Annotated in this window: 25 protein-coding genes; 12 read left to right on the forward strand and 13 right to left on the reverse strand. The window is 63.5% G+C overall.

Features of this window, described 5'->3' with window-relative positions:
- Positions 1–100: 100 nt before the first annotated feature.
- The 6 genes from JVX98_RS26680 to JVX98_RS26705 are packed head-to-tail and all read right to left on the reverse strand — an operon-like array spanning position 101 to position 4475.
- The gene (locus tag JVX98_RS26680; RefSeq protein WP_043620767.1) at positions 101–1093 is read right to left on the reverse strand and encodes an ABC transporter substrate-binding protein; all 993 of its coding nucleotides are present in this window, start codon (positions 1091–1093) and stop codon (positions 101–103) included.
- Between the two features lie 51 nt (positions 1094–1144).
- The gene (locus JVX98_RS26685; protein ID WP_192447062.1) at positions 1145–2014 is read right to left on the reverse strand and encodes an ABC transporter permease; all 870 of its coding nucleotides are present in this window, start codon (positions 2012–2014) and stop codon (positions 1145–1147) included.
- Complete coding sequence (locus tag JVX98_RS26690; RefSeq protein ID WP_205238009.1) at positions 2011–2895, reverse strand: ABC transporter permease; 885 nt, start codon at positions 2893–2895, stop codon at positions 2011–2013. The genes JVX98_RS26685 and JVX98_RS26690 overlap by 4 nt, the downstream gene beginning before the upstream one ends.
- 2 nt (positions 2896–2897) lie before the next feature.
- Entirely contained in the window at positions 2898–3233 is a 336-nt protein-coding gene (locus tag JVX98_RS26695; protein ID WP_205238010.1) for a hypothetical protein, read from the reverse strand.
- Positions 3230–3694 carry a GNAT family N-acetyltransferase gene (locus JVX98_RS26700; protein WP_205238011.1) on the reverse strand — a complete coding sequence of 155 codons (465 nt, stop codon included), beginning with the start codon at positions 3692–3694 and terminating at the stop codon, positions 3230–3232. The genes JVX98_RS26695 and JVX98_RS26700 overlap by 4 nt, the downstream gene beginning before the upstream one ends.
- Positions 3684–4475 (reverse strand): ABC transporter ATP-binding protein, encoded by a 792-nt coding sequence (locus JVX98_RS26705; protein ID WP_205238012.1) that lies wholly within the window; start codon positions 4473–4475, stop codon positions 3684–3686. Before JVX98_RS26705 ends, JVX98_RS26700 begins: the two co-directional genes overlap by 11 nt.
- A gap of 121 nt (positions 4476–4596) precedes the next feature.
- On the opposite strand from JVX98_RS26705, the gene JVX98_RS26710 reads away from it, so the two are divergent.
- Positions 4597–5010 carry a cupin domain-containing protein gene (locus JVX98_RS26710; protein WP_205238013.1) on the forward strand — a complete coding sequence of 138 codons (414 nt, stop codon included), beginning with the start codon at positions 4597–4599 and terminating at the stop codon, positions 5008–5010.
- Positions 5011–5103: 93 nt separating this feature from the next.
- On the opposite strand, the gene hydA is transcribed toward JVX98_RS26710, so the two are convergent.
- Positions 5104–6558 (reverse strand): dihydropyrimidinase, encoded by a 1455-nt coding sequence (gene hydA / locus JVX98_RS26715; RefSeq protein WP_205238014.1) that lies wholly within the window; start codon positions 6556–6558, stop codon positions 5104–5106.
- A gap of 82 nt (positions 6559–6640) precedes the next feature.
- On the reverse strand, positions 6641–7891 hold the full coding sequence (locus tag JVX98_RS26720) for a Zn-dependent hydrolase (RefSeq protein ID WP_205238015.1): 1251 nt from the start codon (positions 7889–7891) through the stop codon (positions 6641–6643).
- Between the two features lie 282 nt (positions 7892–8173).
- Here JVX98_RS26720 and JVX98_RS26725 point away from each other — a divergent pair, with 282 nt between their 5' ends.
- Positions 8174–8827 (forward strand): TetR family transcriptional regulator C-terminal domain-containing protein, encoded by a 654-nt coding sequence (locus JVX98_RS26725; RefSeq protein ID WP_034794116.1) that lies wholly within the window; start codon positions 8174–8176, stop codon positions 8825–8827.
- A 16-nt stretch (positions 8828–8843) separates the two neighbouring features.
- Here the strand turns inward: JVX98_RS26725 and JVX98_RS26730 are convergent, their stop codons facing one another.
- From JVX98_RS26730 to JVX98_RS26740, 3 genes are all read right to left on the reverse strand, one after another.
- Entirely contained in the window at positions 8844–9761 is a 918-nt protein-coding gene (locus tag JVX98_RS26730) for a DMT family transporter (RefSeq protein ID WP_246764955.1), read from the reverse strand.
- Between the two features lie 75 nt (positions 9762–9836).
- Positions 9837–11513 carry an adenylate/guanylate cyclase domain-containing protein gene (locus JVX98_RS26735; protein WP_205238016.1) on the reverse strand — a complete coding sequence of 559 codons (1677 nt, stop codon included), beginning with the start codon at positions 11511–11513 and terminating at the stop codon, positions 9837–9839.
- Positions 11514–11773: 260 nt separating this feature from the next.
- Positions 11774–12673, reverse strand: coding sequence for a LysR family transcriptional regulator (locus JVX98_RS26740; protein ID WP_205238017.1), 900 nt, complete (start codon positions 12671–12673; stop codon positions 11774–11776).
- A 106-nt stretch (positions 12674–12779) separates the two neighbouring features.
- Between JVX98_RS26740 and JVX98_RS26745 the strand changes: the two genes are divergently transcribed.
- Complete coding sequence (locus JVX98_RS26745; RefSeq protein WP_205238018.1) at positions 12780–13802, forward strand: NAD(P)-dependent alcohol dehydrogenase; 1023 nt, start codon at positions 12780–12782, stop codon at positions 13800–13802.
- Between the two features lie 76 nt (positions 13803–13878).
- Here the strand turns inward: JVX98_RS26745 and preA are convergent, their stop codons facing one another.
- Both preA and JVX98_RS26755 read right to left on the reverse strand, forming a co-directional pair.
- Entirely contained in the window at positions 13879–15192 is a 1314-nt protein-coding gene (preA, locus tag JVX98_RS26750) for an NAD-dependent dihydropyrimidine dehydrogenase subunit PreA (protein ID WP_104668042.1), read from the reverse strand.
- Between the two features lie 20 nt (positions 15193–15212).
- Positions 15213–16574: an NAD(P)-dependent oxidoreductase gene (locus JVX98_RS26755; protein WP_205238019.1), complete on the reverse strand. Its 1362-nt coding sequence runs from the start codon at positions 16572–16574 to the stop codon at positions 15213–15215.
- 315 nt (positions 16575–16889) lie between these two features.
- Here JVX98_RS26755 and JVX98_RS26760 point away from each other — a divergent pair, with 315 nt between their 5' ends.
- The 9 genes from JVX98_RS26760 (at position 16890) to JVX98_RS26800 (ending at position 26939) form a co-directional block, all read left to right on the forward strand.
- Positions 16890–17843, forward strand: a complete 954-nt coding sequence (locus tag JVX98_RS26760) for a sugar-binding transcriptional regulator (RefSeq protein ID WP_192447050.1) — start codon at positions 16890–16892, stop codon at positions 17841–17843.
- Positions 17844–18042: 199 nt separating this feature from the next.
- Positions 18043–19353, forward strand: coding sequence for a sugar ABC transporter substrate-binding protein (locus JVX98_RS26765; protein WP_205238020.1), 1311 nt, complete (start codon positions 18043–18045; stop codon positions 19351–19353).
- Positions 19354–19515: 162 nt separating this feature from the next.
- Positions 19516–20388, forward strand: coding sequence for a carbohydrate ABC transporter permease (locus JVX98_RS26770; protein WP_043620731.1), 873 nt, complete (start codon positions 19516–19518; stop codon positions 20386–20388).
- 5 nt (positions 20389–20393) lie between these two features.
- Positions 20394–21224: a carbohydrate ABC transporter permease gene (locus JVX98_RS26775; RefSeq protein ID WP_205238021.1), complete on the forward strand. Its 831-nt coding sequence runs from the start codon at positions 20394–20396 to the stop codon at positions 21222–21224.
- A gap of 11 nt (positions 21225–21235) precedes the next feature.
- Positions 21236–22237 (forward strand): ABC transporter ATP-binding protein, encoded by a 1002-nt coding sequence (locus JVX98_RS26780; protein ID WP_034794095.1) that lies wholly within the window; start codon positions 21236–21238, stop codon positions 22235–22237.
- Positions 22234–23007, forward strand: a complete 774-nt coding sequence (locus JVX98_RS26785; protein ID WP_205238022.1) for an L-iditol 2-dehydrogenase — start codon at positions 22234–22236, stop codon at positions 23005–23007. The genes JVX98_RS26780 and JVX98_RS26785 overlap by 4 nt, the downstream gene beginning before the upstream one ends.
- 40 nt (positions 23008–23047) lie before the next feature.
- Positions 23048–24532 carry a mannitol dehydrogenase family protein gene (locus JVX98_RS26790; protein ID WP_205238023.1) on the forward strand — a complete coding sequence of 495 codons (1485 nt, stop codon included), beginning with the start codon at positions 23048–23050 and terminating at the stop codon, positions 24530–24532.
- 6 nt (positions 24533–24538) lie between these two features.
- Positions 24539–25207 carry an HAD family phosphatase gene (locus JVX98_RS26795; RefSeq protein WP_205238024.1) on the forward strand — a complete coding sequence of 223 codons (669 nt, stop codon included), beginning with the start codon at positions 24539–24541 and terminating at the stop codon, positions 25205–25207.
- Between the two features lie 148 nt (positions 25208–25355).
- Positions 25356–26939: an FGGY-family carbohydrate kinase gene (locus JVX98_RS26800; RefSeq protein WP_205238025.1), complete on the forward strand. Its 1584-nt coding sequence runs from the start codon at positions 25356–25358 to the stop codon at positions 26937–26939.
- Positions 26940–26964 lie beyond the last annotated feature (25 nt).

Consider the following 26964-nt stretch of genomic DNA (forward strand, 5'->3'; position numbering starts at 1 on the left):
CCGGCAGCAACTTGGCGGATGCGAACGACCGCTAAGAAAACGGAAGAGGGCCGCACGATACTGAGCCGTGCGACCCTCTTTTGCTTTGTGGAAACAGGTCCTATTTCAGCGCGGCGTCGGTGATCTCGTGGGTCCAGGCGCCCTCAGGCTCCTTGGAAATCACGGGATCGGAACCGCCCGAAAGCAGCGACTGGACGGTGCGTTTGTAGTCTGCCTCGTCGAGCGAACCGTTGGAACCGGCTGTGAGCTTCGCCACTTCGCTCATCATGCGCTTCTGGTGCTTCTCCGTCTGGGCGCCGGTGGAGTCGTTCTCAAGAACGATATCGGCGGCTTCGTCCGGGTTCTGCTCTGCGTATTTCCAGCCCTTCATCGAGGCACGGACGAACTTGACCATCTTATCCTTGAAGGCCGGATCCTTGAGCTTGTCCTCAAGCACGTAAAGGCCGTCTTCAAGCGTCGCCACGCCCTGGTCTTCATACTTGAAGGTCACCAGGTCGTCCGGCTTGATGCCGGCGTCGATGACCTGCCAGTACTCGTTGTAGGTCATGGTCGAGATGCAGGCGGCCTGCTTCTGGATCAGCGGGTCGACGTTGAAGCCCTGCTTCAGCACGGTGACGCCGTTCGGCCCGCCGTCGGTCGGGATCTTCAGGTGCGACATCCAGGAGAGGAACGGATACTCGTTGCCGAAGAACCAGACACCCAACGTCTGGCCCTTGAACTTGTCGGGGCTGGTGACACCGGTTTCCTTCAGGCAGGTCAGCATCATGCCCGACTTCTTGAACGGCTGGGCGATGTTGACGAGTGCGACGCCCTTTTCGCGGGTCGCAAGAGCCGACGGCATCCAGTCGACGATGACGTCGGCGCCGCCGCCAGCGATCACCTGGGCCGGTGCGATGTCCGGACCGCCGGGCTTGATGTCGACGTCGAGGCCTTCTTCTTCGTAGAAGCCCTTGTCCTTTGCGACGTAGTAGCCGGCAAACTGCGCCTGGGTCACCCACTTCAGCTGCAGCGTCACCTTCTCGGCAGCTTCAGCCTGGAACGCTGCGAGCGAAAAGACGCCTGCGGCGAGAAGCGATGCAAGTCTTTTGTTCATGTCAGTTCCCTCTTGTTTTTACTTCGTTTTATTTAAGTTCTTCAAGCAGGCTCAGGCGCGCCCTCCGCGGATGGAGGGATGCCAGAAGGTGACGGCGCGCTCGATGAGTGCGACCACCCCGTAGAAGGCGGAACCGGCGACCGCCGCAACGGCGATCTCGGCCCAGACCATGTCGACATTCATGCGTCCCACTTCCGTGGAAATCCGGAACCCCATGCCGACGATGGGGGTCCCGAAGAACTCGGCGACGATGGCGCCGATCAGCGCCAGCGTCGAATTGATCTTGAGCGCAGTGAAGATGAACGGCCAGGCGGCCGGCAGGCGCAATTTGACCAGCGTCTGCCACCAGGAGGCAGCGTAGGTGCGCATCAGGTCGCGTTCCATGTGGCTGGCGGCGGCAAGGCCGGCGACCGTGTTCACCAGCATCGGGAAGAAGGTCATGATGACGACGACGGCAACCTTCGACTGCCAGTCGAAGCCGAACCACATGACCATGATCGGGGCGACGCCGATCACCGGAAGCGCCGACACGAAATTGCCGAGCGGCAGGAGGCCCTTCTGCAGGAAGGGCGAACGGTCGATCAGGATCGCGACGGCAAAGCCGAGACCGCAGCCGAGCGCATAGCCGGTCAAGACCGCCTTCAGGAAGGTCTGACGGAAATCGGCGCCAAGCGTCGGCAGCGAGTTGATCAGCTTTTGCCAGATCATCGAGGGCGCCGGCAGCAGCACCGAGGGAACCTGGAAGCCGCGGACGATGCCTTCCCAGAGAACCAGGATGGTGATGCCGAAGATCACCGGCACGGCGAAGCGGGCGGCGCTGTTTGCGGCCGCGCTCTGGAAGTTCTGGCGCACCAGCCATTCGTTGAAGGCCCAGGCGGCGAGCCAGAAGATGATCGCAGCGGCAAGGACGGGAAGGTTCATGGCTTGGCTCCCATGCGCTTGAGGACGGCGGTATGGGCGAAGCCGACGATCATGACGAGAACGGCTGCAAGAGCCGCCGCCATGAACAGCGCCGCCCAGATCTGGACCGTCTGGCCGTAGTAGGAGCCGGCGAGCAGCCGGGCGCCGAGGCCGGCGACAGCACCGGTCGGCAGTTCGCCGACGATGGCACCGACCAGCGAAATGGCGACGGCGACCTTCAGCGAAGTGAAGAGATAGGGCATCGACGATGGCCAGCGCAACTTCCAGAAGGTCTGGGCTGAGGAGGCATTGTAGGTGTGCATCAGGTCGAGCTGGATCGTCTCGGGGCTGCGCAGGCCCTTCACCATGCCGACGACGACAGGGAAGAAGGAGAGATAAGTCGAGATCAGCGCCTTCGGCAACAGCCCGGAAATGCCGATAGCGTTCAAGACGACGATGATCATCGGCGCGATGGCGAGGATCGGGATCGTTTGGCTGGCGATCACCCAGGGCATCAGCGAGCGGTCCATCGCGCGGTTGTGGACGATGCCAACTGCCAGGAGGATGCCGAGCGCGGCGCCGATGCCGAAGCCGAGCAGGGTCGCCGAGAGCGTGATCCAGGCGTGGTAGACGAGGCTGCGCTTGGAGGTGATCGCCTTGTTGAAGGTCGTGTCCCAGATCTCGGCGACCACCTGGTGCGGCGCCGGCAAGACCGGACGTTCCTGCGCCATGGTGTTGCGCACGATGTCGGAAAAGCTGATCTCGGTGCCGGCGCGGGCTGCCGTATCACGCTCGAACGGCGCGTTGAGGAAGACGACCGCGACATACCAGATGGCGATCAGCAGCAGGACGACGGTGCCGACCGGCACCAACTTGTCCCTGATGAAACTTGGTTCCTGCATCGTCACGCCTTTCCGCTTGCGGGCAACAACATCAGGCCCATGGCGACGATGCCGAGAAGCACGCCGGCGGCCTGTGTGAGGCTCAGTCGTTCGCCGAACACCGTGAAGGCGATGACATTGACCATCACGAGCTGCACGATCGCCGACAGCGAGATTGCGAGGCCGAGGCCGCCCTCGCGCATGAGCTTCACCATGATGATGTTGCCGACCACGTAGAGCCCGAGTGCCAGGAAGAGCATTCCGAGGTGGTTGGTGGAGACATAGGCGCGCGAGGCCGTGGCGCCGCCGAGGAAGATCGTCGTTGCGAGCAGCATCCAGAGGCCAAAGGCAAGGTTCATGCCCGCACCTCCCTGCCGCGCCAGCGATAGAGTATATCCGGCAGTTGCTCCTCGTTGTCGCCGTCGGTCCGCCGCACAGCCTCGAAGCCCTGGTGCTCGTAGAAGCGCTGGGCATCACGGTTGTTTTCGAAGGTCCAAAGGCTCAACTCGTCCGGTGACATCGCCTTCGCGGTGTCGATCAGCCGAGCGCCAATGCCGGCGCCACGGTGCCGCTCGTCGATATAGAGCGCAGTGACGTGGCGGTCGTCGGAGAGGGAAAGGAAGCCGGCGATCTCGCCATCCTCCTCGGCCAGGAACACGGTGCGTTCGGCAAAGACGGTTTCGGCGTAATAACGTTCGACATCGGCATGCTCGTGCACCCGCGGCATCCAGGCCGTCGCGTCGATCCAGCGATTGAGAATGCCGGCGCAGGCGGCCATGTCGGTCCGTTCGGCCCGGCGGATGCCTATGCTATTCGTCATAGCTGTGTCCCGCGCGCAGGCCTTCGCGAACGCGATGGGCGATTTCGAGGAACTCCGGCGTTTCGCGAATGCCGAGCGGCCGTTCGCGCGGCAGCGGCGATTCGATCACATCGGTGACGCGACCGGGGCGGGGGCTCATCACCACGATCTTGGTGGAGAGGTAGACGGCCTCGGGGATCGAATGGGTGACGAAACAGATCGTCTTGTTGGTGCGGGCCCAGAGCTTCAAGAGCTGTTCGTTGAGGTGGTCGCGCACGATCTCGTCGAGCGCGCCGAAGGGCTCGTCCATCAAAAGCAGGTCGGCGTCGAAGGCGAGTGCGCGGGCGATCGAGGCGCGCTGCTGCATGCCGCCGGAGAGCTGCCAGGGGTATTTCTTGCCGAAGCCCGTGAGGTTGACGAGGTCCAGCGTGCGCTCGATGCGCGCCCTCTTCTCTTCCTTCGAATAGCCCATGATCTCCAGCGGCAGTGCGATGTTGTTTTCGATCGTGCGCCAGGGATAGAGCGCGGCCGCCTGGAAGACATAGCCATAGGCGCGTTCTTTGCGCGCGTCTTCCGGGCTCATGCCGTTGACGCTGATCGTGCCGGAGGTCGCTTTTTCGAGATCGGCGATCACGCGCAGGAAGGTCGTCTTGCCGCAACCGGAAGGACCGATGAAGGAAACGAAGTCACCTTTGGCGACATCCAGGTTGACGCCGGTCAGCGCATGGACGGGGCCATCGGCGGTGTCGAAAGTCAGGCAGAGGTCCCGGGCCGAAACCACGGATGCGGTATTGGACGTCATCGGCGAATACTCATTCTGGCTGGTCTGTGTCAGACTGCTATCCGGACCGGCAACATGCAATCGCGGATTTGGGTGCGAAGCCGTTTGTTGCTGGTTTTTCAGGGAATTCTGGAGAACGCTCATGTCTCGATCATCCAATCCGGGCTGTCGCGTGGTTCGTCCTGAAGGCGCCGTGGCCGGCCAGCAGGGGCTCAACTATTTCGAGGGCATTGCGGCGGAGACCGTCGGGGCGACCGGGCTCTGCATGCATATCGTGACGATCCCGCCCGGCGCGCGTGCCAAGGCGCATCTGCACGAGAGCCACGAGACGGCGATCTACGTGCTTTCCGGAGAGGCCTGGACCTGGTTTGGCGAGAGGCTTGAGGAGCACGTCGTCGCTCGGGCCGGCGAGATGGTCTACATCCCCGCCGGCATGCCGCACCTGCCGGAGAACCGCTCGAACGAACCCTGTTCGGCCGTCATCGCGCGCACGGACCCGAACCAGCGCGAAAGCCTCGTGCTGCTGCCCGAGCTCGATCACCTCGTGTCCGGCTGACGGCTCCCAGGCCGAAGCGCCCCGCCAAGGTGGCGGGACATGTCCGGTGGGACAGAGCGGCGCGAAGACGTGCAAGCCGCGAAACATGAGGCCTCAGACGCCCGTGGCCGGAATGCCGGTGCGCTGGACGGCGCGGGGGGCAGTGACTTCCTTCCAGGTCGAAAGGGCCGAGCTGACGGCCGGGAAGGGATCGCGGCGGACGAATTCGCCGTGGCCCTCGCGGGTCTTGATCGTGCTTTCCTCGATCGCGACGACGCCGCGGCTGAGGGTAAAGCGCGGCAGGCCCTTCACCTCCTTGCCCTCGAAGACGTTGTAATCGATCGCCGACTGCTGGCTCTTGGCGGAGATCGTCTTGGTGCGCTTCGGATCCCAGACGACGAGGTCGGCATCGGCACCGACGAGGATCGCGCCCTTCTTCGGGTAGATGTTGAGGATCTTGGCGATGTTGGTCGAGGTCACCGCCACGAACTCGTTCATGGTGATGCGGCCGGTATTGACGCCATGGGTCCAGAGCATCGGCATGCGGTCTTCAAGGCCGCCGGTGCCGTTCGGGATCTTGGTGAAATCGCCGACGCCGAAGCGCTTTTGCTCGGAGGTGAAGGCGCAATGGTCCGTTGCCACCACCTGCAGCGAGCCCGAGGCGAGACCGGCCCAAAGCGAGTCCTGGTGCAGCTTGTTGCGGAAGGGCGGCGACATCACGCGGCGGGCCGCATGGTCCCAGTCCTTGTTCAAGTATTCGGTCTCGTCGAGCGTCAGGTGCTGGATCAGCGGCTCGCCGAAGACGCGCATGCCCTTGGAGCGGGCCCGGCGGATGGCTTCATGCGCCTGTTCGCAGGACGTATGTACGATGTAGACCGGGCAGCCTGCCATGTCAGCGATCATGATCGCGCGGTTGGTCGCTTCGCCCTCGACTTCGGCAGGGCGGGAATAGGCATGCGCTTCCGGTCCGTTGTTGCCTTCGGCCAGAAGCTTTGCCTGGAGTTGCGCGACGACGTCGCCGTTTTCGGCGTGCACCAGGGGCAAAGCACCGAGTGCGGCGCAGCGCTGGAAGGACGAGAACATCTCGTCGTCGTCCACCATCAGCGCGCCCTTATAGGCCATGAAATGCTTGAAGGTGTTGATGCCCTTGTCCTTGACGATGGTCTCCATCTCGTTGAAGACCTGCTCGCTCCACCAGGTGATCGCCATGTGGAAGGAGTAGTCGCAGTTTGCACGGGTGGACTTGTTGTCCCACATGGTGAGCGCTTCGAGCAGCGATTGGTTGGGCGAGGGCAGCGCGAAATCGACCACCATGGTCGTGCCGCCGGCAAGGGCCGCGCGCGTGCCGCTTTCGAAATCATCCGAGGAATAGGTGCCCATGAAGGGCATTTCGAGATGGGTGTGCGGGTCGATGCCGCCCGGCATGATGTAGCAGCCGCTGGCATCCAGCGTCTCGTTGCCTGAGAGATCTGCGCCGATCTCGACGATCCTGCCGCCCTCGATCTTGACGTCCGCCTTGTAGGTCAGGTCGGCCGTGACGATGGTTCCACCCTTGATGACAGTGCTCATGGTTCTTGATCCTCGCGATTGCACTTCCGGTGGCCATCCGGCCGCCACGAAAAAGGGCGGAACTTTCGTCCCGCCCGCAAACTCATTCGACGATTTCTGCCGTTTCGACGACGGCGTGGAAAAGGACGTCGGCGCCAGCGCCTGCCCATTCCCTGGAGATGTCCTCCGCCTCGTTGTGGCTGAGGCCACCGACGCAGGGGCACATGATCATCGTCGTCGGCGCGACCTTGGCCGCCCAGCAGGCGTCGTGTCCAGCGCCCGAGATGAGGTTCATGTGGCTGTAGCCGAGGCGTTCAGCAGCACTCCGCACGGCGGTGACGAGTTTCGGGTCGAAGGTCACCGGCTCGAAATGGCCAATCGCCTCGATGGAACAGCCGACGCCGAGTGCGTCTGTGATCTTGGGCGCTTCCGCCTCGATCTTCGCGCGCATGCGGTCAAGCTTGGCCTTGTCGGGCGATCGGATGTCGACGGTGAAGACCACCTTGCCGGGCAACACGTTGCGCGAATTGGGCGAGAAGAACACCTGGCCGACGCCACCGACGGCGCCCGGCTGATTTTCCATGGCGACGCCTTGGACCATTTCCAGGATGCGGGCCATGGCAAGGCCCGCATTGACGCGCATGTTCATCGGGGTGGAGCCCGTGTGCGCTTCGCGGCCGGTCAGTGTGAATTCCAGCCACCACAGGCCCTGACAGTGGGTGACGACGCCGATGTCCTTGCCTTCGGCCTCGAGGATCGGGCCCTGCTCGATATGGTATTCGAAATAGGCGTGCATCTTGCGGGCGCCGACCTCTTCGTCGCCGACCCAGCCGATGCGCTTCAATTCGTCGCCGAATGTCTTTCCTTCCGGATCCTTGCGGCTATAGGCGAAGTACTGCGTATGAACGCCGGCAAAGACGCCCGACGCGAGCATGGCGGGTGCGAAACGCGCGCCTTCCTCGTTGGTCCAGTTGGTGACGACGATCGGGTGCTTGGTCTTGATGCCGAGATCGTTCATCGAGCGCACGACTTCGAGGCCGGAGAGCACGCCGAGCACACCATCATACTTGCCGCCCGTCGGCTGGGTGTCGAGATGCGAGCCGACATAGACGGGCAGGGCGTCCGGGTCGGTGCCGGGACGGGTGAAGAACATGTTGCCCATGGTGTCGACGCCCATGGTGAGGCCGGCCTTTTCGCACCAGGACTGGAACAGCCGGCGCCCTTCGGCGTCCTCGTCGGTGAGCGTCTGGCGGTTGTTGCCGCCCGCGACGCCAGGGCCGATCTTGGCCATTTCCATAAGTGAATCCCACAGGCGGTCGGCGTTGACGCGCATGTTCTCGCCAGGTGCAGCCACGGCGGTCTCCTCATCTTTTCAGGGCTTTGCCTTGATCGGCGCGCCCTTATGTTCCCGTGGTCAAATCCAGGCTTGGTTTTTTCTGGTGCCCTTCGATCAGCCGTTGCCTTTGGCAGTGAACTGGCTGATAATTTGACCGGTTGGTAAACATTACAACTTCCGTTGCGGCACTCAAGCCGGAAAAACAAAAAAACGAAGTTGTTGCCCAAGAAGATGGCGAGGCCAGAAATTGGGCAGCCGGTTCCTGCGCGACGAGGCGCGCAGGCATGGCCAGGGGGACAGATGGTATTACCGAGAGCGGCCAGGACCCAGAGGCGGACCCGGATACAGGGGGAGAAGGAAGAGCGCATTCTCGAGGCGGCGCTCGAAGTCTTTTCCGCCAACGGTTTTCGCGGCTCGACCGTCGACCAGATCGCCGAAGTGGCGGGCATGTCGAAGCCCAATCTGCTCTATTATTTCCGCACCAAGGAGGCGATGCACCGGGCGCTGATCGACCGCGTGCTCGACACCTGGCTCGACCCCTTGCGGGAGTTCAACGCCGAGGGGAACCCGGTCGCCGAGATCCGCAGCTATATCCGGCGCAAGCTCGAAATGGCCCGCGACTATCCGCGCGAAAGCCGGCTCTTCGCCAACGAGGTGCTGCAGGGCGCGCCGCATATCGAGGACGAGCTCAAAGGGCCCTTGAAGTCGCTGGTCGACGAGAAGGCCGAGGTGATCCGCGCCTGGGCCAAGGCCGGCAAGATCGCCAAATGCGATCCCTATCACCTGATCTTCGCGATCTGGTCGACCACCCAGCATTACGCCGACTTTGACGTGCAGGTGCGCGCCGTGCTCGGCCAGGGCAATGCCGGCGACGGGCGCTTCGAGGATGCGGCACGCTTCCTCGAACGGCTCTTCGTCGACGGACTGCAGGTGAGCGAACAGCCGGCGGCCTGAGCCGCCACACGGATTTTCAATCCGGCAAGAGCGCCATCAACAGCAGGCCGCAGGCGGTGGTCAGCGCCCCGGCAAGCACCGGCAGGCTGGTCCAGCCATGGCCGAGCAGACCTTCGAGCAGGATGATGAAGCTGGGCGTCAGGTAGCCGTAACCAAGCACCTTCGATGCCGGCAGCCGCATGGAGGCGTATTGCAAGAGCAGGAAGGTGATCGCGGTCGTGACCACGGCAAGATAGAGCACGGCCATCCAGACGATTGCCGGAAGCGCGGCAAAGTCGGTGGTGACGAGGCCGACGCCGCCGGGCACCAGCAGCCAGGGCACGGTGAAGACCGCCACCCAGAAGCCGAAGGCGAAAGGGCTTTCCTCGCGGCCGAACTTGCGGATCAGCGGCACATAGACCGCATGGCAGACGACGCCGACGAAGAAGATCAGCTCGCCCTGGCCGATATCGAAGGCAAGGATCGCCTGGATGTTGGCCCGGAAGATCACCCAGACGGCGCCGAGGGCGGCGATGATGAGGCCCGCAAGCACGCCCGGGCGCGTGCGCTGGCCGAGCAGCAGATAGGCAAAGCCTGCGCTCAAGAGCGGCATCAGCGTGAACACGGCGCCGGTCGACACCGGGTTGGTGAATTCCAGCGCCTTGAACATCGTCAGCATGTAGACGGCGATCAGCCCGCCGAGGATGAGGAAGCGCCACCATTGCTTGGGGAAATGGAAGGGAACGCGGGCATAGCCGAAGGTCATCAGGCCAAGCACGACGACTGTCAGCAGGTAGCGCCAGAGAGTCAGGGGGCCAGCACCCATATGCTGGGTGGCAAGCCCGCCGAAGGAGAAGGAGCCGGCGATCAGGATGGCAAAGGTCATCATCGCCAGATGCGCCCTCAGCTTCTCGATGCCTTTCGCGTGAACCTGATGAACCGTTTTCGGGGACACGTCCTGTTTCATTCGCTGTACCGGGGAGCATGAGGGCGGGGGCTCGGCGCGCCTGAAAGACGCGAGCACCCCAGACTACGCGTTTGACGGGGCTGGCTGCAAGGCCTCGGAGATGCGCACGGCGTCCTCGACGATCCAGGTTTCGAGCGTCGCCTGCCGGCCGCGCAGGCCGATGTCCAGTCGCTCGTGTCCTTCGATCACCAGACCCGCACGGTTGACGAGTTCGGCCGAGACGGCCAGTTGCACGTCATGTTCCTTGGCGAGGCCCTCCAGCCGGCTCGCCGTGTTGATGGTATCGCCGACCGCCGTCAGCGATGTCGCCTGGCCGTAGCCGATCTCGCCGATGATCGCCGGGCCTGCGTGCAGTCCCATGGCGATGCGCAGCGGCTCGTCGAGTTCGCCGCGGAAGGTCTGGTTCAGCGTTTCGAGGCCCTTGGATATGCGCACGGCGGCGGCAAGCGACTGACGGCAGGCCTCGGTATAGGTGCTCTTCAGGCCGAAGATCGCCAAAGCGCCGTCGCCGATGAACTTGTCGATGACGCCACCGGAATCCTCGACCGCTTCGCCCACCATCTCGAAGTAGCGGTTGAGCAGGAACACGGTGTCGAAAGGCAGCTTGTGTTCGGCAATGCTGGTGAAGCCGCGCAGGTCGCAGAAGAGCACGGCGATGCGCCGCTCACGGCCTTCGCCGCCCTCGCGCCCGATTTGCCTCTTGATGCCGAGGCTGTCGCTGTCGAGGATCGGCACGACCGTCACATTGTGCACCGGGCGGAACTGGCAGGCGAGGCGGACATTGTCGGGGGCGCCGATCCGCTTGAGGGTCGCAAGCTCGGCATCCTCGGGCTGTGGCTGGTCTTCAAGGCCCTGGATGATGCGCACGCGGCAGGTCGAGCATCGGCCACGGCCGCCGCAGACCGAGACATGCGGGATCCCGGCGGCGCGGCTTGCTTCCAGCACGCTGAAGCCGAGATTGACGGTGGCGACCCGGCCGTCGGGGTAGCGGACACGAATGCGCCCGCCCTTCGGTATGGCCCGCAGCAGGAAGGTGCCGGCGATCAGGCCGCCGAAGCCGAAATAGAGGCCGAGCCGAATATCCTCGAGGAGCGTCAGGTCGAATTGAGGCTTCGAATAGGAACGGTCGCCATAGCCGCCATGTTCGGCGTAACCGTCCTCCATGGAGCGGGCGCCGCTGACGAAGCCGAGCAACGCGAAGATCGGCACGAGGATCGCGACCGTGTAGAGCAGGATTTCGTAGCGTGCAAACCAGGGCCGGCCGCGCATCCAGAACCAGGCTCCGAGGCAGCCGTGGCCCCAGACGAGCAGCAGGGCGACCGACTGCCTGATGGCGTTGAACGAATTCGACCAGAGCGTGCGGAGCATGTCCGGATAGTCGGCGTCGATCCCTGTGAAGAGAGGCTCAACGCGCGCGGCGGTGACATGGCCGATCAGCAGGAAGGGCAGGCTGAGGCCGAAGACGATCTTCAGCGCCTCGCGCGTCGGCATTCTGAGCGTCTGCCGGCGGTAGATGCTTTCGAGCGCCATGACGAAGTGCAAAAGCAGGGCGCCATAGAGCAGCACCGTGCCGGGCAGGCTGTGCCAGATGAGATTGAAGCCCCTGCGGGCGGTTTCCATCGCCTCGATGGAGATCAGGCCGAGCGAATGGTTGAAGAAATGCGCCAGGACGAACGTACCGAGGATGGCCCCGGAGACGAGGTGAATTCGCTTGCGTCGGTTGGCCGAAATGATCGTCAAGCAAAAAGTCCGGCTCTGCCGGAGCGCCGTCCGGCTGCAGTGTCAAAACCGTCGGAGACAGCGCTACGGCCCTGATCGAGCCCGCGGCGCGCCCCGTATGAGTTCTCCCTTATTATCCAGATCGTGCGAGCCGACAACTTACCATTTTTACACAATCTGTTTCGTTTTCGTGTCCTGTTCGTTATCGGCCGGGAAGGCTATTCAGCTCTGTTGGCCACCCGCTTCGGTCGTCTTGCCCGCCCGTCCAACGCAATGCCGCCTCATTCCATCATCGGCGGCAGGCGTGCGACCAGCGTGTCGATGAGCAGACGCAGCTTTGACGGCATGTACTGGGTCTTCGGCCAGACGACGTAGGTGCCGTAGGACAGCGCCGGCGTATCCGTGAGTATCCGCACCAGCGAGCCAGAGGCGATGGCGTTGCGAACGAGCCAGCAGGGCAGCCAGGCGATGCCGAAGCCGCCGGCTGCCGCATCGGCGATCGACGTCAGGTCGTCGAGCCGCAGCCGCGATGGCGGCGTGACGGTTCGCACCTGCGTCCCCTTTCCCGGAAAGGACCAGGCGTGCGGCTGACCGCTGCGCCGATAGAGGATCGCCTGATGGGACATCAGGTCGTCGATCGTTTCCGGCGTACCGTTTGCCTCGAGATAGGCCGGCGAGGCGCAGACGGTCATGCGCTGATCGACGATCTTTCGCGTCATCAGGTCCGGTTCGCTGCGCAGCGGACCGGTGCGGATAGCAAGGTCGAAGCCGTCCTCGACGAGATCGACGTTGCGGTCGCTGAAATTGAGGTCGAACTCCAGGCGCGGGTGTGTCCGCAGCAGTTCCGACAGCAGCGGCATGATGCACTGGCGTCCGAAATGCACCGGCATCGACAGGCGCAGGCGGCCCTGGATCTCCTGCTTGCCGGATTCCAGCAGCGCTTCGCCGGCCCGGATTTCACTAAGCGCCCGCAGGCAGTTTTCGTAGAAAAGCTGGCCCTCGTCGGTGAGGCTCTGGGTGCGCGTGGTGCGGTGGAAGAGGCGGACGCCCAACCGCTGTTCGAGTTTGGCAACCGTCTTGCCGACCGCGGAGCGCGACAGATTGAGCCTTTCGGCAGCGGCGGAAAACCCACCGGCGTCAGCCGCTTCCACGAACACCGAGACACCATTGAGGTCGCTCATATTTGTATCCTTCGGGGAACCAATATGTCGAAATCATATCGCAACTGGAGAGATAATTTCAACGCTATGGTTTCTTCATCTGATCGAACCGATGAAAGGAAAGACCATGGCAAGACTGATGAAGGAATGGACTATCGACAGGTTCGGCGCCGCCAACCTGAAGCTTACCGAAGGGCGCGTTCCGGAAGCCGGGCCGGGCGAGGTGCTTGTTCGCACGACCGCCCTGTCGCTCAATTTCCGCGACAAGCTGGTCCTGGAAAACGGCATGGGCATGCCGCTTTCCTTCCCCTTCGTGCCGGGCTCCGACATGGCGGGCGTAGTCGAAGCGGTCGGCCGGGGCGTCACCCGCTTCCAGCCGGGTGATCGGGTCATCTCCGTCTTCGATCCCACCTGGATCGACGGCCAGAAGCCGGGCACGGCCCGTCACCCCACCTCCTTCGCGCTCGGTGGCCTCAATCCGGGTGTCGCTTCGCAATATGTCGCCTTTCCGGAGGACTGGTTCGTGAAGGCACCTGAAAGCCTTGACGACGGCGAGGCGAGCACCTTGCCCTGTGCCGGGGTGACGGCCTGGTTCGCACTGGTCGAGAAGGGGCATCCGAAGGCGGGCGACCGCGTCGTCGTGCAGGGCACCGGCGGCGTATCGCTGTTCGGCCTGCAGATCGCAAAGGCACATGGCGCCGAGGTTATCATCACGTCGGCGAGCGACGAAAAGCTCGAGCGCGCGCTTGCTCTGGGCGCCGACCACGGCATCAATCGCGTGAGAGAGGATTGGGCGGAGCGTGTTCTCGAGATCACCGGCGATCGCGGCGCCGACCATATTTTGGAGATCGCCGGTGGCGCCAATCTCGGCAAGTCGCTGCAGGCTGTGGCCGTGCAGGGAAGGATTTCGGTGATCGGGGTATTCGAGGGCGCCGAGATCTCTGCGCCGGTGACCCCGGTTCTTCTGAAATCGCCTGTTATCCAGGGCATCGGCGTCGCCCATCGCCGGGCGCTGGAAGATCTGGTCGGCGCCATCGACCGGACTGGGATCAAGCCGGTGATCGATGCCCGCTACCGGTTCTCCGAATTGCCGGACGCGCTCGCGCATCTCGATCGCGGTCCGTTCGGCAAGGTGGTCGTTGAGGTCTGAGTTGAACGACGAAGCCGCCGGCTGGAGGTCCGGCGGCTTCGTTCGATGCGGTGCGGGCAAACCCGCTCGGGTATCGTTATTCCGCGGCCTGGCGGGCCATCGGGTTGTTCGGGTGCGTGGTCCAGTTTGCGTAGTTCGGATCAACCGGCTTGCCGGTACGCTGATCGATCGTGCCGACCGGCAGCTCTTCCATGGTGATGCAGTTTTCGACCGGACAGACATTGACGCAGAGGTTGCAGCCGACGCACTCGTCTTCCATCACCTCGAAGTGGCGTACGCCGTTGACGAACTGCGTGATCGCCTGGTGCGAGGTATCCTCGCAGGCGATGTGGCAGCGACCGCACTTGATGCAGGCATCCTGGTCGATCTTCGCCTTGGCGATATAGTTGAGGTTCAGGTACTGCCAGTCGGTGACGTTCGGGACCGCGCGCCCGGTGATGTCGTCGAGGTTGCGGTGACCCTTGGCGTCCATCCAGTCCGAAAGGCCCGAGATCATTTCCTGGACGATCTTGAAGCCGTAGGTCATGGCTGCGGTGCAGACCTGAACATTGCCGGCACCCAGCGCCAGGAACTCGGCCGCATCCCGCCAGGTGGTGATGCCGCCGATGCCGGAGATCGGCAGGCCGTAGGTTTCCGGATCGCGGGCGATCTCGGCGACCATGTTGAGCGCGATCGGCTTGACCGCCGGGCCGCAATAGCCGCCGTGGGTGCCCTTGCCGCCGACCGTCGGGTTCGGCGCGAAGTTGTCGAGATCGACCGAGACGATCGAGTTGATCGTGTTGATCAGCGACACGGCGTCCGTGCCGCCGGCCTTGGCGGCACGCGCCGGCTTGCGGATGTCGGTGATGTTGGGCGTCAGCTTGGTGATGACGGGCATGCGCGTGTATTGCTTGCACCAGCGCACGACCATCTCGATGTATTCCGGCACCTGGCCGACCGCAGCACCCATGCCGCGCTCGGACATGCCGTGCGGACAGCCGAAGTTGAGCTCGATGCCGTCGGCGCCGGTTTCCTCGACCAGCGGCAGGATCGCCTTCCACGCCTCTTCCTCGCAGGGCACCATGATCGAAGCGATCAGGGCGCGATCCGGCCAGTTCATCTTCACCTGCTTCATTTCGCGCAGGTTCACATAGAGGTCGCGGTCGGTGATGAGCTCGATGTTGTTCAAGCCCAGCAGCCGGCGGTCGGCGCCCCAGATCGCGCCGTAGCGCGGTCCGTTGACGTTGACGACCGGCGGGCCTTCCTCACCGAGCGTCTTCCAGACGACGCCGCCCCAGCCCGCCTTGAAGGCGCGCTCGACGTTGTAGGCCTTGTCCGTCGGCGGCGCGGATGCCAGCCAGAACGGGTTCGGGGATTTGATGCCGACGAAATTGTTGCGAAGATCAGCCATTGGTTTCTCCTCCCGATCCCTTAGGCAACTGCGCTCGCGCGCGGCTGAGCCGCGGCGAAGGCCCGATTGATCGATTCAGCCGCGTCGCGGCCCATGGCGACGGCCGAGACCGTGAGGTCTTCACCGCCGAGCACGCAGTCGCCGCCGGCCCAAACGTTGGGGAGCGACGTGCGTCCTTCGGCGTCCACAACGATCCGGCCGCCTTCGAGCTGCAGCGCGCCGAGGCCTGCGCCGAGGAAGCTCTGGCCGATCGCCTTGAAGATCTGGTCGGCGGCAATGATACCGGTTTCGCCGGTCGCCGTCAGCTTTCCGTCTTCGAGCGTGGTGTATTCCAGCTCGATGCCGGCGACCTTGCCGTCCTTCTCGGCGATGCGCTTGGGCTGCAGCCAGTGGCGGATGGTGACGCCCTTGGAGGCCGCCAGGTCCTGTTCGAACTCGGAGGCGTTCATGTGCTCCTTGCCGCGGCGGTAGCAGATCGTCACCTCTTCGGCGCCGAGCAACTTGGCTTGCACCGCAGCGTCGATGGCGGTCATGCCGCCGCCGAGAACGACGACGCGGCGCCCGACCGCAATGTCAGCCTTGATCTTCGATTGGCGAAGGGCTGCGATGAAGTCGACGGCGTCGTCAACGCCTTCGGCATTTTCACCTTCGAGGCGCAACGCGTTGACGCCGGCAAGGCCGAGGCCGAGGAAGACGCCGTCATATTGCTCCGAAAGGTCGGCAAGGGTGAAGTCGCGGCCGAGTGCCTGCCCATGGCGCACTTCGATGCCGCCGATCGCCAGCACGTAGTCGACTTCCTTCTGGGCGAAGTCATCGACCGACTTGTAGGCGGCAATGCCGTACTCGTTGAGACCGCCGGACTTCGGGCGGGCATCGTAGATCACGACGTCGTGGCCCTTGACGGCCAGACGATGGGCGGCAGCAAGGCCGGCCGGGCCGGCGCCGACGACGGCCACCTTGCGGCCGGAGCTTTCCGCGCGGGTGTAGAACTGCTTGTTTTCCTTCATCGCCACGTCGGTCGCATAGCGCTGCAGGCGGCCGATCTCGACCGGGCGCTCCTCGGCGGTGTTGCGAACGCAGGCCTGTTCGCAGAGCGTTTCGGTGGGACAGACGCGGGCGCACATGCCGCCCAGGATGTTCTGATCGAAGATCGTCTTGGCCGATCCGATCGGGTTGCCCGTCGATATCTGCCGAATGAACAGCGGGATATCGATGGAGGTGGGACAGGCCGTCATACACGGCGCGTCATGACAGAAATAACAGCGGTCGGAAGCGACGAGGGCCTCGTGCTTGTCGAGCGGCGGATGCAGGTCGGAGAAATTGCTCTCGTACTCCCCGAGCGGCAGGCGGCCGCCGAGGATCCCAGATTGTGTCGTTCCCATTTTTGGCTCCCAATGTTTTCTCAGGATGATGGAACGGTAACACGCTTTATTTTTTTATCAAACGGTAAAAATTTGGGGCAGAAATGAGCGGAAAGCCTTGCGGTCCGGGGCTTTGCGATAGAACCACCAAACCCTTGTTCTTGGCCGATGTTTGACAGGCACAGGCAAATAGTGGCAGCAAATCAGAGCGGGGTGAGGAAAAGTGTGCGCGGTTTTCCGCCTGCACCCCGCTCTGCTTATGAGGGTCGATCATGATACTTTTGGATCGACAGGATCCGAAAGTATCGTGATCGCGGGGGGGAACGGAGAACAGCGATGGCGCGCAGGGGCGAGGCGAACAACAGGCTTGACGATGCTGCCCGGGCTGGCTGGCTATACTATGTCGCTGGCCGAACCCAGGACGAGATCGCGACTGTCATGGGGATCTCGCGCCAGTCGGCGCAGCGACTGGTTTCGCTCGCCATGTCCGAGCGGCTGATCAAGGTCCGGCTCGATCATCCGATCGCCGCATGTCTGGAAGCCGCGGCAGGTCTTCGCGACAAATACGGGCTGAAACATGTGGAAGTGGTGCCGAGCGATCCGGGTTCGACCTCGACGACCGTCGGCATCGCGGAGGCAGGCGCCGCCGAGATCGAGCGCTGGCTGAAATTGCCCGAGCCGCAGGTGCTGGCGATCGGTACCGGACGCACGCTGAAGGCGGCCGTCGACCAGTTGCCGCCGATGGAATGTCCGCAGCACCGCATCGTGTCGCTCACCGGCAATATCGGCCTCGACGGTTCGGCCGCCTATTACAACGTCATCTTCAGCATGGCCGATGCGGTCAAGGCGCGGCATTTTCCGATGCCGCTGCCGGTGCTCGCCGCTTCGGCCGAGGAGCGCGAGGTGCTGCACAGCCAGAGCCTGGTGCAGGTGGCGCTCAGGCTCGGCGCCGAGGCCAATGTCGCCTTCGTCGGTGTCGGCGAACTCGGGCCCGATGCGCCGCTCTGCCAGGACGGGTTTCTGGCGCAAGAGGAGATGGCCGGCCTCACCAAGGCGGGTGCTGCGGGCGAGATCTGCGGCTGGATGTTCGATCATGACGGCGCGTTGCTCTCGGGCAGCTTCAACGAGCGCGTTGCCTCCGTTCCCTTGCCGCCGCGCGACAAGGCCTCGGTCATCGGCCTTGCCAAGGGCCGGCGCAAATATGAGGCGCTGAGGGCGGCGGTAAAGGGCGGCATCATCAACGGCCTTATCACCGATGAGGCGACGGCGAGCTATCTGCTCAACGCTTGAGCGTAATGCGAAACGTTTGAAAAGGCCGGCCAATGCGCCGGCCTTTCGCATGTGCGTAACGAAAAAATCGGCAGTCAAAACAATCTTCTAATGTTCTCGTGTGCGGCGCAGCAACGATTGCACATTGACATTTTGTCAGGAGAAGTGAGTAATTGCCCATGAGCGAGGCAAATGCTCAATTTCTTCTGGGAGGAAGTCGATGAACTTGAGAACTTTCCTGCTGGGCACGTGCTCGGCAGTCGCACTGTCGGGTCTGGCCCAAGCAGAAACCCTGACGATCGCGACCGTGAACAACGGCGACATGATCCGGATGCAAAAGCTGACGGAAGATTTCACGTCCAAGAATCCGGACATTCAGCTCGAGTGGGTAACGCTTGAGGAAAACGTGCTGCGCCAGCGCGTGACGACCGATATCGCCACCAAGGGCGGCCAGTACGACATCATGACGATCGGCACCTATGAAGTGCCGATCTGGGCGAAGCAGGGCTGGCTGTTGCCGCTCGACAATCTCGGCGCCGACTATGATGTCGACGACCTGTTGCCGGCCATCCGCTCGGGCCTCACCATCGACGGCAAGCTCTATGCGGCACCCTTCTACGGCGAAAGTTCGATGGTGATGTATCGCAAGGACCTGTTCGAGAAGGCGGGGCTGACGATGCCCGACGCACCGACCTGGGACTTCATCGCCGACGCGGCGCGCAAGATCACCGACAAGAACGCCGAAGTCTACGGCATCTGCCTGCGCGGCAAGGCCGGCTGGGGCGAGAACATGGCCTTCCTGACGGCGACGGCCAACGCCTTCGGCGCCCGCTGGTTCGACGAAAACTGGAAGCCGCAGTTCGACCAGCCCGAATGGAAGAACGCGCTCGACTTCTACGTCAAGCTGATGAACGACGCCGGACCGCCCGGCGCATCCTCGAACGGCTTCAACGAGAACCTGTCGCTGTTCCAGACCGGCAAGTGCGGCATGTGGATCGACGCGACGGTGGCTGCGTCCTTCGTCACCAACCCGAAGGAATCGACCGTTGCCGACAAGGTCGGCTTTGCGCTGGCTCCCGACACCGGTCTTGGCAAGCGCGGCAACTGGCTCTGGGCCTGGAACCTCGCCATCCCCGCGGGCTCGCAGAAGGTCGCCTCGGCCGAAAAGTTCATCTCCTGGGCAACCGGCAAGGACTATCTGAAGCTCGTCGCCGACAAGGAAGGCTGGGCGAACGTTCCTCCGGGCACGCGCACCTCGCTCTACGCCAACCCCGAGTACCTGAAGGCGGCACCGTTCGCGAAGATGACGCTCGACTCGATCAACGCGGCCGATCCGAAGAACCCGGCGGTCAAGCCGGTTCCCTATGTCGGCGTGCAGTTCGTGGCGATCCCGGAATTCCAGGGTCTCGGCACGGCGGTCGGCCAGCAGTTCTCGGCAGCGCTTGCCGGACAGATGAGCGTCGACCAGGCGCTTGCCAGCGCCCAGCAGCTCACCGAGCGTGAGATGACCAAGGCTGGCTACATCAAGTGAGGCTCCCAAGGGCCCGGGGTGCTGGCCGCAAATGGCCGGCGCCCCGGTAATTCTCCTCCGGGCAGCTCTCCTGGAGGACTTTCCGCGGCGCGCGCGGTGAGCCCACGCGCGCCCGGTCCGAGCTCTCGAACACGCGTTGAATTCCATCATTTGGGGGACGCCATGGCGACCTTGCACACACGCTCCGCCGCGCGGCTGATGATCGCGCCTTCGGTGCTTCTGCTTCTGGCCTGGATGATCGTTCCCCTGGCCATGACGATCTATTTCTCGTTCCTGCGCTACAATCTTTTGATGCCGGGCATGGAAGAGTTCACCGGCTTCACGAACTACAAATACTTCCTGACCGATCCCGCTTTCTTCCAGGCGATCTTCAACACGCTGGCGATCGTGCTTGGCGTCTTGTTCATCACCGTCGTCGGCGGCATCGCACTGGCGCTTCTGCTCGACCAGCCGATGTTCGGGCAGGGGATCGTGCGCATCCTCGTCATTGCGCCGTTCCTGATCATGCCGACGGTGGCAGCGCTCGTCTGGAAGAACATGTTCATGAACCCGGTCAACGGGCTCTTTGCCTGGATCGCCAAGCTCTTCGGGCTGCAGCCCTTCGACTTCCTCGCCAATGCGCCCCTGATGTCGGTGATCCTGATCGTCGCCTGGCAATGGTTGCCGTTTGCGACCCTCATCCTTCTGACGGCACTGCAGTCGCTCGATGAGGAGCAGAAGGAAGCCGCTCAGATGGACGGTGCCGGCGCCTGGAGCCGCTTCATCTACCTGGTGCTGCCGCATCTTTCCCGCGCGATCACGGTCGTCATCCTCATCCAGACGATCTTCCTGCTCTCGGTCTTCGCCGAAATCCTGGTCACCACCAATGGCGGCCCGGGCACGCAGAGCACCAACCTGACCTTCCTTGTCTATGCGCAGGCTCTGCTGCAGTTCGACGTGGGTGGTGCTTCGGCTGGCGGCATCATCGCGGTCATCCTCGCCAACATCGTCGCATTCTTCCTGATGCGCATGATCGGCAAGACGCTGGAGGCTTGAGAACCATGGCACGCAACGTCTCCACCCAAAGAAAGATCGTCGTCACCGTCGTCGCCTGGACGATCGGCATCCTGATCTTCTTCCCGATCCTCTGGACGTTCCTGACGAGCTTCAAGACCGAGGCCGAGGCGATCGCTTCGCCGCCGTCGCTATTCTTCTTCGACTGGACGACGGAGAACTATCACGAGGTGCAGAGCCGCTCGAACTACTTCCTGCACTTCATGAACTCGGTCGTCGTCTCCTTCGGCTCGACGCTGATCGGCCTGATCATCGCCATCCCGTCCGCCTGGGCGATGGCGTTCTCGCCGACCAAGCGAACCAAGGACGTGCTCATGTGGATGCTCTCCACCAAGATGATGCCGTCGGTCGGCGTGCTGGTGCCGATGTATCTGTTGTTCCGCATCACCGGCCTGCTCGACACCCGCACTGGCCTGGTGATCGTGCTGACGCTGATCAACCTGCCGATCATCATCTGGATGCTCTACACCTACTTCAAGGAGATCCCCGGCGAGATCCTCGAAGCGGCCCGCATGGACGGCGCCTCGCTCTCCAAGGAGATCATCTATGTGCTGACGCCGATGGCGATCCCCGGCATCGCCTCGACGCTTCTGCTCAACATCATCCTCGCCTGGAACGAGGCGTTCTGGACGCTGAACCTCAGCGCCGCAAAGGCGGCGCCGCTGACGGCGTTCATCGCCTCCTATTCGAGCCCGGAAGGCCTGTTCTACGCCAAGCTTTCGGCCGCCTCGACCATGGCGATCGCCCCCATCCTCATACTCGGCTGGTTCTCGCAGAAGCAGCTCGTGCGCGGCCTCACCTTCGGCGCGGTCAAATAAGGGATACGACAATGGGAAGTATTACACTCAGCAAGGTTTCGAAGGTCTTCGGCGCCCATGCCGTCATCCCCTCGATCGACCTCGACATCAACAATGGCGAGTTCGTCGTCTTCGTCGGCCCGTCCGGTTGCGGGAAGTCGACATTGCTCAGGTTGATCGCCGGCCTGGAAGACGTCAGCGACGGGGATATCGTCATCGACGGCAAGAACGCCACCGAGCTGCCGCCGGCTCAGCGGGGCCTCTCGATGGTGTTCCAGTCCTACGCGCTCTACCCGCATATGAGCGTGCGTTCCAACATCGCCTTTCCGCTGAAGATGGCGGGCGAGGACAAGGCCGTCATCGACAAGAAGGTGTCCGATGCAGCCCGCGTGCTGAACCTCACCGACTATCTCGACCGCAAGCCGCGGCAGCTTTCCGGCGGCCAGCGCCAGCGTGTCGCCATCGGCCGGGCGATCGTGCGCCAGCCGAAGGCGTTTCTCTTCGACGAGCCGCTGTCGAACCTCGACGCGGCGCTGCGCGTCAACATGCGGCTGGAAATCAGCCAGCTGCATCAGGACCTCAAGACGACGATGATCTACGTCACCCACGACCAGGTGGAGGCCATGACCATGGCCGACAAGATCGTGGTGCTCAATCGTGGTCGCATCGAGCAGGTCGGCTCGCCGCTCGATCTCTACCACAAGCCGGACAATCTCTTCGTCGCCGGCTTCATCGGCTCGCCACGCATGAACATCGTCAGCGGTGCGGCGGCTTCCGCCTATCAGGCGCATACGATGGGCATTCGTCCCGAACATCTGGCGCTTTCAAAGGAAAGCGGAACCTGGCAGGGCACGGTCGGTGTCGCCGAACATCTCGGCTCCGACACCTTCCTGCATGTCAATGTCGACAATGTCGGCACGGTGACGGCACGCGTCAGCGGTGACTTCGCGGTGACCCACGGCGACCGCGTCTTCCTGACGCCCGATCCGCAGCGCGTCCACAGGTTCGATGAAAAGGGGCTGGCAGTTCGATGAAACGTCTTGAAGGAAAGAGCGCGCTGATCACCGGGTCTGCGCGGGGGATCGGTCGTGCCTTTGCGGAGGCCTATATCCGCGAGGGCGCTACGGTCGCGATCGCCGACATCAACATTGAGCGTGCGCGGCAGACGGCCTCCGAAATCGGTGCCGGCGCCTATGCGGTCGAGATGGACGTCACCAGCCAGGCGTCGATCGACGCGGCAATCGCCGCGGTCGTCAAGGAAACGGGCGGGCTCGACATTCTCGTCAACAATGCCGCGCTCTTCGACCTCGCGCCGATCGTCGAGATCACCCGCGAGAGCTACGACCGGCTGTTTTCGATCAATGTCGCTGGAACGCTTTTCACCATGCAGGCGGCCGCAAAGCAGATGATCGCGCAAGGGCGCGGCGGCAAGATCATCAACATGGCGAGCCAGGCCGGACGCCGCGGCGAGGCGCTGGTCGCTATCTATTGCGCCACCAAGGCGGCGGTCATCAGCCTCACCCAGTCGGCCGGCCTCAACCTCATCAATCACGGCATCAACGTCAACGCGATCGCGCCCGGCGTGGTCGATGGCGAACACTGGGACGGCGTCGATGCGCTGTTTGCCAAATACGAGAACCGCCCGCGCGGCGAAAAGAAGAAGCTCGTCGGCGCCGAGGTGCCCTTCGGCCGCATGGGAACGGCCCAGGACCTGACGGGCATGGCGATCTTCCTCGCGTCAGCCGAGAGCGACTACGTCGTCTCGCAGACCTACAACGTCGACGGCGGCAACTGGATGAGCTGAACCGGTGTCAGCCGGAGAAGCCTCGAAAGGATACGGGATCATGACGACCAAACTCTCAACTGCCGCCCTCGACACGATCAAGGCCAAAGCCGGCGTGCCTGCCTACGACCGCTCGCAACTGACGGCGGGCATCGTGCATTTCGGCGTCGGCAACTTCCACCGGGCGCACCAGGCCGTCTATCTCGATGATCTCTTCAACGCTGGCTTCGACAGGGATTGGGCCATCATCGGCGCCGGCGTCCTTCCCTCGGACGCGACGATGCGCGCCAAGCTTGCCGCGCAGGATTTCCTGACGACCATCGTCGAGCAGGACAACAACCGCACAGGCGCCCATGTGACCGGGGCGATGATCGACTATCTGGAACCGGGTGACGTCGCCGGGATCGTTGCCAGGCTCGCCGATCCCTCGATCCGCATCGTCTCCTTGACGATCACCGAAGGCGGCTACTTCATCGATCCGGCCTCGGGCGTGTTCAACCCGACCCATCCGGACATCGTCGCCGATGCGCAGAACCCGGCCGCTCCGAAGACCGTGTTCGGACTGATCGTCGCCGGCCTGAAGGCGCGTCGCGACAGGAACGTGCCGCCGTTCACGGTAATGTCCTGCGACAACATTCCGGGCAATGGCGAGGTTACCCATGCGGCGGTTTCGGGACTTGCCCGCCTCCATGATCCGGCCTTCGCCGACTGGATCGACGCCAACGTCGCCTTCCCGAACGGCATGGTCGACCGCATCACGCCGGCAACCGGCGCGCGCGAGATCGGCATCGTCGCCGACGACTACGGCATCGAGGACGCCTGGCCGGTGTTTTGCGAGGAGTTCAAGCAGTGGGTGCTCGAGGATCATTTCCCGCTCGGTCGCCCGGCGCTGGAGAAGGTCGGCGTCCAGTTCGTGCCTGATGTCGCGCCCTACGAGCACATGAAGATCCGCATCCTCAATGGCGGCCATGCGGCGATCGCTTACCCCGCCGCTCTTCTCGACATTCATTTCGTCCACGAGGCGATGGAGGAGCCGCTGATCCGCGCCTTCCTTGCAAAGCTCGAGCATGACGAGATCATCCCGGTCATTCCGCCAGTGCCGAACACCGATCTCGGCGATTACTACAAGCTGATCGAGACGCGTTTTTCCAATCCGAAGATCGGCGACACGATCCCGCGGCTGGCGCAGGACGGCTCCAACCGGCAGCCGAAATTCATCCTGCCCTCGACCGCCGATCGGCTGGCGCGCGGCGAGGATGTCGTCGGGCTATCGCTCGTCTCTGCACTCTGGTGCCGATATTTCGCCGGCACGTCGGACAGCGGCAAGACGATCGCCTTCAACGACCAGAGCGCCGACCGGCTGAACAGGGCGGCGCTTGCCGCCAAGGACGATCCCATGGCCTTCCTGGCGCTTGGCGACATCTTCGGCGACGTCGCGCGCTCCGATCTCTTCCGCCGTCGTTTCGCCCATGCATTGAAAACCCTCTGGGAAAAGGGTACGCGCGCTACGCTCCAGCTTTATCTGGACGGCAAGCTTGAGGGATGAAGTGCGATGGCGGATGCGGCGTCGGGGTTGGTGATCTTCGATTGCGACGGGGTGCTCGTCGATAGCGAGCCGATCTCGCTGGAGGTGCTGGTGGACGTGCTCTCGGCCGCCGGCGTCTCGATGACCACCGAGGAGGCGACCGAACGCTTTCTCGGACGCAGCCTCAAAAGCATGTCGGCAACCCTGCATGACGAATACGGGCTTGCGACGGACGATGCGTTTCTCGAAGGCATGCGCCTTCGCCTTTACGACCGCTTTCGCACCGAGCTGCAGCCGATCGCCGGCATCCGGGGCGCCGTCGAAGGCCTGAAGGGCGCCTGTTGCGTCGCCTCGTCCAGCCAGCCCGAGCGCATCCGCCTGTCGCTGACCGTCACCGGGCTCATCGATCTCTTCGAGCCCAACCTCTTCTCCGCCACCATGGTGAAACACGGCAAGCCGGCGCCGGATCTCTTTCTCCACGCGAGCCGCCAGATGGGTTTCGAACCCCACGACTGTGTCGTCATCGAGGACAGCCCGGCCGGGATCGAAGCGGCGAAGGCGGCGGGCATGCGGGTCTTCGCCTTTGCCGGAGGCAGCCATGCGCGTACCGACAAGCATCGACAGAGTCTTGCCGCTCTCAGTCCTGACGTGCTGTTTGACGACATGGGCGAATTGTTACAGTTTGTCGGCCGGTAGCAGCAGGGACGAAACGGGAGCGGGACGAGGAACATGTGCGCGGTTTTCCGCCCGCACGTCCGCTCTCCTTCATGACAATCGATCACGGTTGTGATGGGGTCTGGCAGATCCTAAATCAGCGTGATCTTGGGGGCGGGGACTTTCTTTGATGCGTGAATTCGTCGTTGCGGTCGATGTCGGTACCGGCAGTGCGCGCGCGGGTATTTTTGACGGCAAGGGCAGGCTGCTTGCGCGTGCGGACCTGCCGATCGCCATGAACCGGCCGGAAGAAAACCACGCCGAGCACGATTCCGAAGATATCTGGCGCGCCGTCTGCGGCGCCGTCAAAGCGGCGAAGGAAAAGGCCGGGATCGCTGCGGAGGATATTGCGGCGATCGGCTTCGACGCCACCTGCTCGCTGGTGGTGCGCGACCGTGAGGGCAAGCCGCTTTCGGTCAACCGCAAGGGCGAGGCGCGCTGGGACACGATCGTCTGGCTCGACCACCGGGCGCTCGCCGAAGCCGATTTCTGCACGGCGACCGGCCATCCGGTGCTCGACTTCTCCGGCCGCGTGATGTCGCCGGAAATGGAGATGCCGAAGCTCATGTGGCTGAAGCGCAACCTGCCGCAGCAATGGCAGAAAGCCGGCTTCTTCTTCGATCTTGCCGACTATCTTTCCTGGCGGGCGACCGGCAGTGCTGCGCGCTCGCGCTGCACGCTGACGGCCAAATGGAATTACCTGGCGCATGAGAAGCGCGGCTGGCAGCCGGACTATCTTGCAAAGATCGGGCTCGAGGATCTCAGCGAACGCGGCGGGCTGCCGGAAGAAACCCTGCCGATCGGAAGCTCCGTCGGCCATCTGAGCGCTGCAGCCGCTGCCGAGCTTGGCCTCGACGAGGCCTGCCAGGTGGCGCCCGGCATGATCGATGCCTATGCCGGCGCGCTCGGCGTCGTCGGCGGCTTCATCGGCAAGCCGGAGAAGCTCGAAAAACAGCTGGCCCTGATTGCCGGCACGTCGAGCTGCATCGTCGCCTTTTCCAAGGACATGAAGCCGGGTTTCGGCATGTGGGGCCCCTATTACGAAGCGGTACTGCCCGGCGCCTGGCTGATCGAGGGCGGTCAGTCGGCGACCGGCGCGCTGCTCGACCATATCGTGCGCCTGCATGGCGGAGGCCTTGAACCGACCGCCGAAACCCATGGCCGGATCATCGCCCGGGTGCAGGAACTGCGCGCCGAACAGGGCGTCGCCTTTGCCGAGCGGCTGCATGTGCTGCCCGATTTTCACGGCAACCGCTCGCCGCTCGCCGACCCGCACGGCCTCGGCGTCATCAGCGGCCTGCCGCTCGATTCCTCCTTCGACGCGCTCTGCCGTCTCTACTGGCGCACCTGCGTCGCGATCGCGCTCGGCATCCGCCACATCCTGGAGATGATGCGGGAGGTCGGTTACCAGCTCGACACGCTGCACGTCACCGGCGGCCATGTCCGCAACGCTCTGCTCATGGAACTCTATTGCGACGTCACCGGCTGCCGGGTTGTGGCGCCGGAAGCCCCGGATGCCGTCCTACTCGGAACGGCGATGGCGGCGGCGGTTGCCGGCGGCATGCATGCGGATCTCGCCGCAGCCGGCGCCGAAATGGCGTCAGGTGGGCACGAGCGCCTGCCGAACACGGCGGTTCGCGACGGCTACGATCGCGACTATCGCCGCTTCCTGGCGCTCTATCGCCACCGTGACGAACTCGACAAGATGGCGTGACGGCTGCAGCCCAAAAGCTTGTTGC

The organism is Ensifer sp. PDNC004, assembly GCF_016919405.1.
Lineage (GTDB): Bacteria > Pseudomonadota > Alphaproteobacteria > Rhizobiales > Rhizobiaceae > Ensifer.

Coding starts and splice junctions, on each gene's coding strand:
- JVX98_RS26680 (WP_043620767.1), bottom strand. CDS start 1,093: ATGAACAAAAGACTTGCATCGCTTCTCGCCGCAGGCGTCTTTTCGCTC.
- JVX98_RS26775 (WP_205238021.1), top strand. CDS start 20,394: ATGGCACGCAACGTCTCCACCCAAAGAAAGATCGTCGTCACCGTCGTC.
- JVX98_RS26700 (WP_205238011.1), bottom strand. CDS start 3,694: ATGACGAATAGCATAGGCATCCGCCGGGCCGAACGGACCGACATGGCC.
- JVX98_RS26785 (WP_205238022.1), top strand. CDS start 22,234: ATGAAACGTCTTGAAGGAAAGAGCGCGCTGATCACCGGGTCTGCGCGG.
- JVX98_RS26795 (WP_205238024.1), top strand. CDS start 24,539: ATGGCGGATGCGGCGTCGGGGTTGGTGATCTTCGATTGCGACGGGGTG.
- JVX98_RS26790 (WP_205238023.1), top strand. CDS start 23,048: ATGACGACCAAACTCTCAACTGCCGCCCTCGACACGATCAAGGCCAAA.
- JVX98_RS26800 (WP_205238025.1), top strand. CDS start 25,356: ATGCGTGAATTCGTCGTTGCGGTCGATGTCGGTACCGGCAGTGCGCGC.
- hydA (WP_205238014.1), bottom strand. CDS start 6,558: ATGAGCACTGTCATCAAGGGTGGAACCATCGTCACGGCCGACCTGACC.
- JVX98_RS26685 (WP_192447062.1), bottom strand. CDS start 2,014: ATGAACCTTCCCGTCCTTGCCGCTGCGATCATCTTCTGGCTCGCCGCC.
- JVX98_RS26710 (WP_205238013.1), top strand. CDS start 4,597: ATGTCTCGATCATCCAATCCGGGCTGTCGCGTGGTTCGTCCTGAAGGC.
- JVX98_RS26745 (WP_205238018.1), top strand. CDS start 12,780: ATGGCAAGACTGATGAAGGAATGGACTATCGACAGGTTCGGCGCCGCC.
- JVX98_RS26755 (WP_205238019.1), bottom strand. CDS start 16,574: ATGGGAACGACACAATCTGGGATCCTCGGCGGCCGCCTGCCGCTCGGG.
- JVX98_RS26690 (WP_205238009.1), bottom strand. CDS start 2,895: ATGCAGGAACCAAGTTTCATCAGGGACAAGTTGGTGCCGGTCGGCACC.
- JVX98_RS26760 (WP_192447050.1), top strand. CDS start 16,890: ATGGCGCGCAGGGGCGAGGCGAACAACAGGCTTGACGATGCTGCCCGG.
- preA (WP_104668042.1), bottom strand. CDS start 15,192: ATGGCTGATCTTCGCAACAATTTCGTCGGCATCAAATCCCCGAACCCG.
- JVX98_RS26705 (WP_205238012.1), bottom strand. CDS start 4,475: ATGACGTCCAATACCGCATCCGTGGTTTCGGCCCGGGACCTCTGCCTG.
- JVX98_RS26740 (WP_205238017.1), bottom strand. CDS start 12,673: ATGAGCGACCTCAATGGTGTCTCGGTGTTCGTGGAAGCGGCTGACGCC.
- JVX98_RS26780 (WP_034794095.1), top strand. CDS start 21,236: ATGGGAAGTATTACACTCAGCAAGGTTTCGAAGGTCTTCGGCGCCCAT.
- JVX98_RS26765 (WP_205238020.1), top strand. CDS start 18,043: ATGAACTTGAGAACTTTCCTGCTGGGCACGTGCTCGGCAGTCGCACTG.
- JVX98_RS26725 (WP_034794116.1), top strand. CDS start 8,174: ATGGTATTACCGAGAGCGGCCAGGACCCAGAGGCGGACCCGGATACAG.
- JVX98_RS26695 (WP_205238010.1), bottom strand. CDS start 3,233: ATGAACCTTGCCTTTGGCCTCTGGATGCTGCTCGCAACGACGATCTTC.
- JVX98_RS26770 (WP_043620731.1), top strand. CDS start 19,516: ATGGCGACCTTGCACACACGCTCCGCCGCGCGGCTGATGATCGCGCCT.